This is a genomic window from Lysinibacillus halotolerans (assembly GCF_003711845.1).
GTDB lineage: Bacteria > Bacillota > Bacilli > Bacillales_A > Planococcaceae > Ureibacillus > Ureibacillus halotolerans.
In genome coordinates this window covers 1-6,210 of the sequence record NZ_RHLQ01000087.1, presented here as the reverse complement: position 1 = coordinate 6,210, position 6,210 = coordinate 1, and the positions used below count along the sequence as shown (strand labels likewise).

7 protein-coding genes are annotated in these 6,210 nt (G+C 36.5%); 6 read left to right on the top strand and 1 reads right to left on the bottom strand.

All coding sequences use genetic code 11. The annotated features are described in order from the left end of the window. The first annotated feature begins 338 nt into the window (after positions 1-338). From EC501_RS18025 to trxA, 6 genes are all read left to right on the top strand, one after another. Positions 339-2,030: a long-chain-fatty-acid--CoA ligase gene (locus EC501_RS18025; RefSeq protein WP_122973721.1), complete on the top strand. Its 1,692-nt coding sequence runs from the start codon at positions 339-341 to the stop codon at positions 2,028-2,030. A 95-nt stretch (positions 2,031-2,125) separates the two neighbouring features. Then, positions 2,126-2,707, top strand: coding sequence for a TetR/AcrR family transcriptional regulator (locus EC501_RS18020; RefSeq protein WP_122973720.1), 582 nt, complete (start codon positions 2,126-2,128; stop codon positions 2,705-2,707). A gap of 82 nt (positions 2,708-2,789) precedes the next feature. Next, positions 2,790-3,563: an enoyl-CoA hydratase gene (locus EC501_RS18015; protein WP_122973719.1), complete on the top strand. Its 774-nt coding sequence runs from the start codon at positions 2,790-2,792 to the stop codon at positions 3,561-3,563. A gap of 66 nt (positions 3,564-3,629) precedes the next feature. Beyond that, positions 3,630-4,403, top strand: a complete 774-nt coding sequence (locus tag EC501_RS18010) for an electron transfer flavoprotein subunit beta/FixA family protein (RefSeq protein WP_122973718.1) — start codon at positions 3,630-3,632, stop codon at positions 4,401-4,403. A gap of 32 nt (positions 4,404-4,435) precedes the next feature. Then, complete coding sequence (locus tag EC501_RS18005; protein WP_122973717.1) at positions 4,436-5,413, top strand: electron transfer flavoprotein subunit alpha/FixB family protein; 978 nt, start codon at positions 4,436-4,438, stop codon at positions 5,411-5,413. A 192-nt stretch (positions 5,414-5,605) separates the two neighbouring features. After that, positions 5,606-5,920: a thioredoxin gene (gene trxA / locus EC501_RS18000; RefSeq protein ID WP_122973716.1), complete on the top strand. Its 315-nt coding sequence runs from the start codon at positions 5,606-5,608 to the stop codon at positions 5,918-5,920. A 108-nt stretch (positions 5,921-6,028) separates the two neighbouring features. Here trxA and EC501_RS18570 read toward each other — a convergent pair. Then, positions 6,029-6,210 (bottom strand): hypothetical protein (locus EC501_RS18570; protein ID WP_206613386.1); only part of this gene is annotated, 182 nt, incomplete at its 5' end.

The window sequence follows — 6,210 nt, the reverse complement described above, 5'->3', positions numbered from 1 at the left end:
TCATGGCCATTAACTAAAGAAAAAAAGAATTTACATACAAAAATAGAGAAAGGTGAATTTGAGTTTCCTCAAATTCACCTTTCCCACTATTTGAAGCTAGTTATGTCCCAGCCTCTTTTTTTTTAATGAAAAAATACTATATTAAAAATATAAAGGGGCAATTTATGACAACATTCTACAAATTTTTCCACTCTATTAAATTTGTTTTTAAGATAGAAAATAAACGCATTATCTAGCGAAAAAGTGAAAGTTTTGTAAAAATAGTTTGAAAGCGTCTTTCTTTTCTATTATAATAATTGTAAGAAAATTTAAAACTTTGAAACGAAGGGGAGTTATGAATGACTGAGAAGGTTTGGCTTTCCCAATACCCGAAAGAAATACCTCACAGCATGACTTACGAAAATATACCTGTTCAAAGCTTTTTAACGAATGCGTATGAGCATAGCCCTACTAAAGTAGCGATTCATTTTATGGGGAGAGACGTTACGTATAAAGAACTATATGAATCGTCCTTAAAGTTTGCCAATTACTTACGTCGACTAGGGATAGAAAAAGGGGATCGAGTTGCTATTATGCTTCCGAATTGTCCTCAATCTGTTATTGCCTATTATGGTACGTTATTTGCAGGAGGTATCGTTGTCCAAACAAATCCTCTCTATACTGAACGGGAGCTTCAATATCAATTGGCCGACTCAGGAGCAAAAGTCATTTTAGCAATGGATATTTTGTATCCACGTATTACAAAGGTGTTAAAAGAAACTGAAATTGAAAACGTTATCATTACGGCTATTAAAGATTATTTGCCATTCCCTAAAAATCTCGTCTATCCTTTCATTCAGAAAAAACAATATGGCTTCCACGTGAAAGTAGAACATAAAGGACTCACCCATGTATTTACGGAAGTTTTACGCACGAGTGAGGCAACACCGATCGAAATGGAATTTGATATCGAGGAAGATTTAGCCCTACTGCAATATACGGGTGGTACAACGGGAACGCCAAAAGGAGTTATGCTCACCCATAAAAATTTAATTGCCAATGCGAAAATGTGTGATGTTTGGATGTACCAATGTAAGGCGGGAGAAGAAGTTATATTAGGTGTCCTGCCATTTTTCCACGTTTATGGTATGACGACGGTTTTACTATTATCGGTTTTAAAAGGCAACAAAATGGTTTTATTACCAAAGTTTGATGTGGAGCAAACATTAAAAGCAATTGAAAAACAGAAGGCAACTTTATTCCCTGGTGCACCAACGATGTATATTGGAATTTTGAATTATCAAGATTTAGAAAAATATAATTTATCTTCTATAAAAGCTTGTTTAAGTGGTTCTGCACCATTACCAGCCGAAGTGCAAGAGAAATTCGAAAAGTTAACGGGTGGAAAGTTAGTTGAAGGCTACGGTTTAACCGAAACATCGCCAGTTACCCATGCAAACTTTATTTGGGATAAACGGGTAAAAGGTTCTATTGGTGTTCCTTGGCCAGATACAGAGGCAGCTATTATCCGCTCATCAGATGGAGAATTACTACCTCCTGGGGAAGTCGGAGAAATAGCAATAAAAGGACCACAAGTAATGAAAGGATATTGGAATCGTCAAGAAGATACGGCGATGAGTTTCGTAAATGGATGGTTTTTAACGGGAGATATAGGTTATATGGACAACGATGGCTATTTCTACGTCGTTGATCGGAAGAAAGATATTATTATCGCAGGTGGATTTAATATTTATCCTCGTGAAGTAGAAGAAGTACTTTATGAACACGAAGCGATTCAAGAATGTGTTGTAGCAGGTATACCAGATGCGTATCGTGGAGAAACAGTGAAGGCTTATATTGTTTTACGAGAAGGGAAAAACGTCACAGAGGAAGAATTAAATAAATATTGTCGTGAACATTTGGCAGCTTTTAAAGTACCGAGACAATATGAATTCCGTAAAGAATTACCGAAAACGACAGTCGGAAAAATATTAAGACGTTCATTAGTTGAAGAAGAAAAATTAAAAATGGCGGAATTACAAGCGAAATAAATGAATAGGTTTTATTGACAGAAAGTTTTATAAATTATAATATAAAAATATGAATGAATAGTCATTCATATTTTTGTATTTTTGGTGGTGACAACATGAAACGAGATAAACCCAAATATAAACAAATCATTGATGCTGCCGTTATTGCAATCGCTGAAAACGGCTATCATCAAGCCCAAGTTTCAAAGATTGCGAAACAAGCAGGCGTTGCAGACGGAACAATCTATTTATATTTTAAAAATAAGGAAGATATTTTGATTTCTGTCTTTCGTGAGAAAATGGGTGTTTTCGTTGAGAATTTACGCGAGATTATTGAAAATGGGGAATCTTCAACAGAGAAATTGTCTCAGATGATCGATAATCATTTTAACGTTTTAGCAAATGATCGCCACCTTGCAACTGTCACGCAATTAGAGTTAAGGCAGTCAAACAAAGATCTCCGGTTAAAAATTAACTCGATTTTAAAAGAGTATTTAAAACTGCTTGATGAGATTTTAGTGGAAGGAATGCTAAAAGGGGAGTTTAACTCGACGATGGATGTTCGAATTGCTCGCCAAATGGTATTTGGAACGATTGATGAAACCATTACAACTTGGGTCATGAATGAGTTCCGATACGATTTAATCGAAACAGCACCGAAAGTAAGACAATTGCTGTTAAACGGTTTAAAAGGTTAACGATGTTTCAGTAGGGGTAATGGCCGATTAAATATAAACGTACAATGAACTGAAGCATATTTGTTACAAAGGGAGTGGGAGAATGGAATTTCTAACTTGGAAAGTTGAAGAAGGGGTAGCAATTGTTACAATTCAACGACCACCTGCCAATGCATTATCAAAGGGCTTAATTCATGAAGTCGATGAAATGTTAAGCGCTGTTGAACACGATGATGCGATTCGTGTCATTGTTCTTCACGGTGAGGGACGTTTCTTCTCTGCCGGTGCAGACATTAAAGAATTTACCGAAGTATCTTCAGGAGAAGAGTTTTCAAAACTTGCTAGCAATGGACAACAAGTATTTGAACGTTTAGAATCGTTCTCCAAACCTGTTATCGCAGCCATTCACGGCGCTGCGTTAGGCGGTGGATTAGAGCTTGCTATGGCCTGTCATATTCGATATGTAGCTGAAGATGCAAAGCTTGGGTTACCAGAATTGCAGCTTGGTTTAATTCCAGGTTTTGCTGGAACACAACGTCTACCACGCTATGTTGGAGTAGCAAAAGCAGCGGAAATGCTCTTTACAAGTGAGCCAATTACTGGTGTTGAGGCAGTCCAATGGGGGTTAGCAACTCGAAGCTTCCCTGTGGATGACTTATTATCCAACACGATTGAGATTGCTAAAAAAATAGCTACGAAAAGTCCGATTGCCTTAAAGGCAACGATTGATATGTTGCAATATAGTAAACATAAAGGCTTTTATGATGGTGTTCAAGCAGAATCTGCAAGTTTTGGTTCCGTGTTTAATTCAGAAGATGCAAAAGAAGGAATACAAGCATTTATTGAAAAACGCAAACCAACTTTTTCAGGTAAGTAATTTCTTTAAATAATAAAAAATGGGTTGTGAATTCAGCCTGATAATCGCATTTAGGAGGTTAGGGAAATGAACATTTTTGTACTAGTAAAACGCACGTTTGACACTGAAGAAAAAATTGTCATTGCCAATGGGAAAATTCAAGATGATGGGGCAGAATTTATCATCAATCCTTATGATGAATATGCCATCGAAGAGGCAATCCAATTGCGCGATGCAAATGGCGGTAAAGTAACCGTAGTGACAATCGGTGGCGAAGATGCTGAAAAGCAACTAAGAACTGCTTTGGCAATGGGTGCTGATGAAGCAGTCCTTATTAATACAGAAGATGATTTAGATGAATTAGATCAATATTCTACTGCAGTTATTCTAGCAGAATATTTAAAAGATAAAGAGGTTGACTTAATTTTAGCTGGTAATGTGGCAATTGATGGGGGAACTGGTCAAGTCGGTCCTCGCGTTGCCGATTTACTAGGTATTAACTATGTAACAACGATTACAGATTTAGAGATTGATGGGACAAATGTGAAAATTGTTCGTGATATCGAAGGAGATTCAGAGATTATTGAAACTTCCTTACCGTTGTTAGTAACAGCTCAACAAGGGTTAAATGAACCTCGTTATCCATCTTTACCAGGGATTATGAAGGCGAAGAAAAAACCACTTGCAGAGTTGGAACTGGATGATTTAGACATTGATGAAGACGATGTAGAAGTAAAAGTGGAGACAGTAGATATTTATTTACCGCCTCAAAAAGCAGCTGGTCGTGTTTTAGAAGGTGAGCTTGCAGATCAAGTAAAAGAGCTTGTGAACTTACTTCATTCAGAAGCAAAAGTAGTCTAAAAATACAAAGACGGTATCGGAGGGATCATCATATGGCAAACAAAGTGTTAGTGTTAGGCGAAGTTCGAGATGGTGTTTTACGTAATGTATCTTTTGAGGCAATTGCAGCGGCAAAACAAATTGCTGACGGCGCTGAAGTTGTAGGGGTACTTTTAGGAGAAAGCGTTACTTCATTAGCTAGTGAATTAATCGCTTATGGTGCAGACCGAGTAGTTACAGTAGAGCATCCACATTTAAAATCTTATACTTCTGATGGGTATAGCCAAGCCTTTTTAGCAGTATACGAGGAAGAAAAACCTGAAGCGATTGTTTTTGGACATACATCTCTAGGTAAAGATTTATCACCTAAAATTGCATCGAAATTACAATCAGGTTTAATTTCCGATGTTACAGAAATCGAAGGTTCTGGAGAGGATGCTTTATTCATCCGTCCTATCTATTCTGGTAAAGCCTTTGAAAAAGTAAAAATTAAAGATGGTATTGTCTTTGTGACGATTCGTCCAAATAACATCGCTCCTTTAGAAAAAGATGCAAGTCGTACAGGTGATGTTGCAACCCTAACTGTAGACATTCAAAATTTACGTACAATCATTAAAGAAGTAGTGCGTAAAGCTTCTACAGGTGTTGATTTATCAGAAGCAAAGGTAGTTGTGGCAGGTGGACGCGGAGTAAAATCGGCGGAAGGTTTTGAACCGTTACAACAATTAGCTGATGTACTTGGCGGTGCAGTCGGCGCTTCTCGTGGAGCATGTGATGCAGATTATTGTGATTATTCACTACAAATTGGTCAAACTGGTAAAGTGGTGACACCGGATCTTTATATTGCTTGCGGTATTTCAGGTGCGATTCAACATTTAGCCGGTATGTCTAATTCAAAAGTGATTGTAGCAATTAATAAAGACCCAGAAGCTAACATTTTCAAAGTAGCTGACTACGGAATTGTTGGTGACTTATTCGAAGTCGTTCCAATGTTAGTGGAAGAATTTAAAGCGTTAAAAGTAAATTCTTAATGGATAATTTGTTAAAAACCTTGCCAAAATACAGGTAAGGTTTTTCTTTATGAATAGCTTTACGAATGTCTATTTATTTAGCATTCTAAAAAAATTGTAAATTTTATATTTCAATTTGAGTTCACTTTACTGTTCCTATTTTTTCTATCGTGCTATACTACATTCAGATGTTAGTTTAAGGAGGCTATTTAAATGGCAATTGTTCATGTAACAGATCAAAACTTTTCAGAAGAAATCGCTTCAGGCGTTGTTTTAGTTGATTTTTGGGCTACTTGGTGTGGACCATGTAAAATGATCGCTCCTGTTTTAGAAGAAATCGATGCTGAAATCGGAGATCAAGTAAAAATCGCAAAACTTGATGTAGATAACAACCAAGCTACTGCTGCGGAATATCAAGTAATGTCTATCCCAACTTTATTATTATTCAAAGATGGCGAATTAAAAGGCAAAACTGTTGGATTCCAACCAAAAGAAGCATTAGTTGAGTTCATTAACAACCACAAATAATATACTTGTCCCAAAGGTTTTCATCTTTGGGACATTTCTTTTGAAAACAAAAAGGTATGTCAGAAAAGACATCCTATCCTTTAAAAATCTGCTTACTTTCCACGGTTATTAGCATAATGCTGTTTCCAAAGGAGTCGCGCAGATTTTTTCATTTTTATTAAATCCCTTTTTGGCTCTAAAATATTTGTTGGGGTACAGATAAAATTCAGAAAAAATAAACACGCAATCTCCTAATTTTGTTAGACTTTGTTTAGACCAATAAACAAAACAAAAGGGAGATGCGTGTAATT

Bases quoted from the DNA above. Each gene is read 5' to 3' on its own strand.
- EC501_RS18010 (WP_122973718.1), top strand. From the start codon at position 3,630: ATGAACATTTTTGTACTAGTAAAACGCACGTTTGACACTGAAGAAAAA.
- trxA (WP_122973716.1), top strand. From the start codon at position 5,606: ATGGCAATTGTTCATGTAACAGATCAAAACTTTTCAGAAGAAATCGCT.
- EC501_RS18015 (WP_122973719.1), top strand. From the start codon at position 2,790: ATGGAATTTCTAACTTGGAAAGTTGAAGAAGGGGTAGCAATTGTTACA.
- EC501_RS18005 (WP_122973717.1), top strand. From the start codon at position 4,436: ATGGCAAACAAAGTGTTAGTGTTAGGCGAAGTTCGAGATGGTGTTTTA.
- EC501_RS18020 (WP_122973720.1), top strand. From the start codon at position 2,126: ATGAAACGAGATAAACCCAAATATAAACAAATCATTGATGCTGCCGTT.
- EC501_RS18025 (WP_122973721.1), top strand. From the start codon at position 339: ATGACTGAGAAGGTTTGGCTTTCCCAATACCCGAAAGAAATACCTCAC.